Genomic DNA, 1712 nt, shown 5'->3' on the forward strand with positions numbered 1-1712 from the left:
TGGCATGCAAGTTGCCAAGTGTATTTTTAGGAAGCCTTTTAAACTCTGTCGGCTTGTTGGCGATTTGTATTCGCCCCGGGGACGGACGAGGGCGAAGCGGAAGGATTCAGCCATGGACACGCATGGGGTCGAGACGCATGGGATTGAGGGGATCGACGCGGGCGCGGGCGGGGGTTTTGCCGAGGGTTCTGCGACGTCTCTTGACGGGATCATGCAGCAGATCGCCGAGCACAAGGGGTGCGGGACGTCTGGCGGGAGCGGCAAGGCGAGCTGCGGCTCTGGCGCGGGTCAGAACGATCTGCCGACGGAGATCTGGGAGAAGGTGAAGAACCATCCCTGTTACAGCGAGGAAGCGCATCATCATTATGCGCGCATGCATGTGGCGGTGGCGCCGGCGTGCAACATCCAATGCAACTATTGCAACCGCAAATATGATTGCGCCAATGAGTCGCGTCCTGGCGTGGTGTCGGAGAAGCTCAGTCCGGAACAGGCGGCGAAGAAGGTTCTGGCGGTCGCCTCGACCATTCCGCAGATGACGGTATTAGGGATCGCCGGTCCTGGCGATCCGCTGGCCAATCCGGAGAAGACCTTCAAGACCTTCGATCTGATTTCGCGGACGGCGCCCGACATCAAGCTGTGCCTGTCGACGAACGGGCTTGCCCTGCCGGATCACGTCGACACGATCGCGGGCTTTAACGTCGATCACGTGACGATCACCATCAACATGATCGATCCTGAGATCGGGGCGCGGATTTATCCCTGGGTGTTCTGGAAGCATAAGCGCTACACCGGGGTCGAGGCGGCGAAGCTTCTGACCGACCGCCAGCTTCAGGGCCTCGAGATGCTCACCGAGCGCGGGATTTTGTGCAAGGTGAACTCGGTGATGATCCCTGGGATCAACGATCGTCATCTGATCGACGTGAACAAGGCGGTGAAGTCGCGCGGCGCGTTCCTGCACAACATCATGCCGCTGATCTCTTCTCCTGAGCATGGAACGGTGTTTGGCCTGACCGGCCAGCGCGGCCCGTCGGCGCAGGAGTTGAAGGCGCTGCAGGACTCTTGCGAAGGCGAGATGAACATGATGCGTCACTGCCGTCAGTGCCGCGCCGACGCCGTTGGTCTTCTGGGCGAGGACCGCAGCGCGGAGTTTACGACGGACAAGATCATGGCGATGGAGGTCGATTATGATCTTGAGGGCCGCAAGGCCTATCAGGAGAAGGTCGAAGAGGAGCGTCTGGCGAAGGTCGCGGCGAAGCAGGAAGAGCTGATGACGCTTGCCGGGGAGCAAAGCGACATCAAGCTGCTGATCGCCGTTGCGACGAAGGGCTCCGGCCTGATCAACGAACATTTCGGCCATGCGAAGGAGTTCCAGGTTTACGAGCTCTCGACCAAGGGCGCGAAATTTGTCGGGCATCGCCGCGTCGATCTTTATTGCCAGGGCGGCTATGGCGACGAGGACAGTCTGGAGACGGTGATCCGGGCGATCAACGACTGCCATGCGGTGTTTGTGGCGAAGATTGGCGGCTGTCCGAAGAACGATCTGATCCAGGCGGGCATCGAACCGGTGGATCAATATGCGCATGAGTTCATCGAGAAGTCGGCGATCGCCTGGTTCAAGGCCTATCTCGACAAGGTCAACGCCGGCGAAATCGAACACGTCCAGCGCGGCGACGCCGAAATCCGACAAGGCGCTCTCATCAACGCCGCGTAGC

General features: G+C 60.1%; 1 protein-coding gene. It reads left to right on the forward strand.

The window, feature by feature from the left end; translation table 11 throughout:
• The first annotated feature begins 211 nt into the window (after positions 1-211).
• Complete coding sequence (nifB, locus tag FEV16_RS16740) at positions 212-1711, forward strand: nitrogenase cofactor biosynthesis protein NifB (protein WP_246657397.1); 1500 nt, start codon at positions 212-214, stop codon at positions 1709-1711.
• Position 1712 lies beyond the last annotated feature (1 nt).

This window comes from Methylocystis sp. B8 (assembly GCF_005771425.1).
In the GTDB taxonomy this organism is placed as follows: domain Bacteria; phylum Pseudomonadota; class Alphaproteobacteria; order Rhizobiales; family Beijerinckiaceae; genus Methylocystis.

Bases quoted from the DNA above. Each gene is read 5' to 3' on its own strand.
- nifB (WP_246657397.1), top strand. From the start codon at position 212: ATGCAGCAGATCGCCGAGCACAAGGGGTGCGGGACGTCTGGCGGGAGC.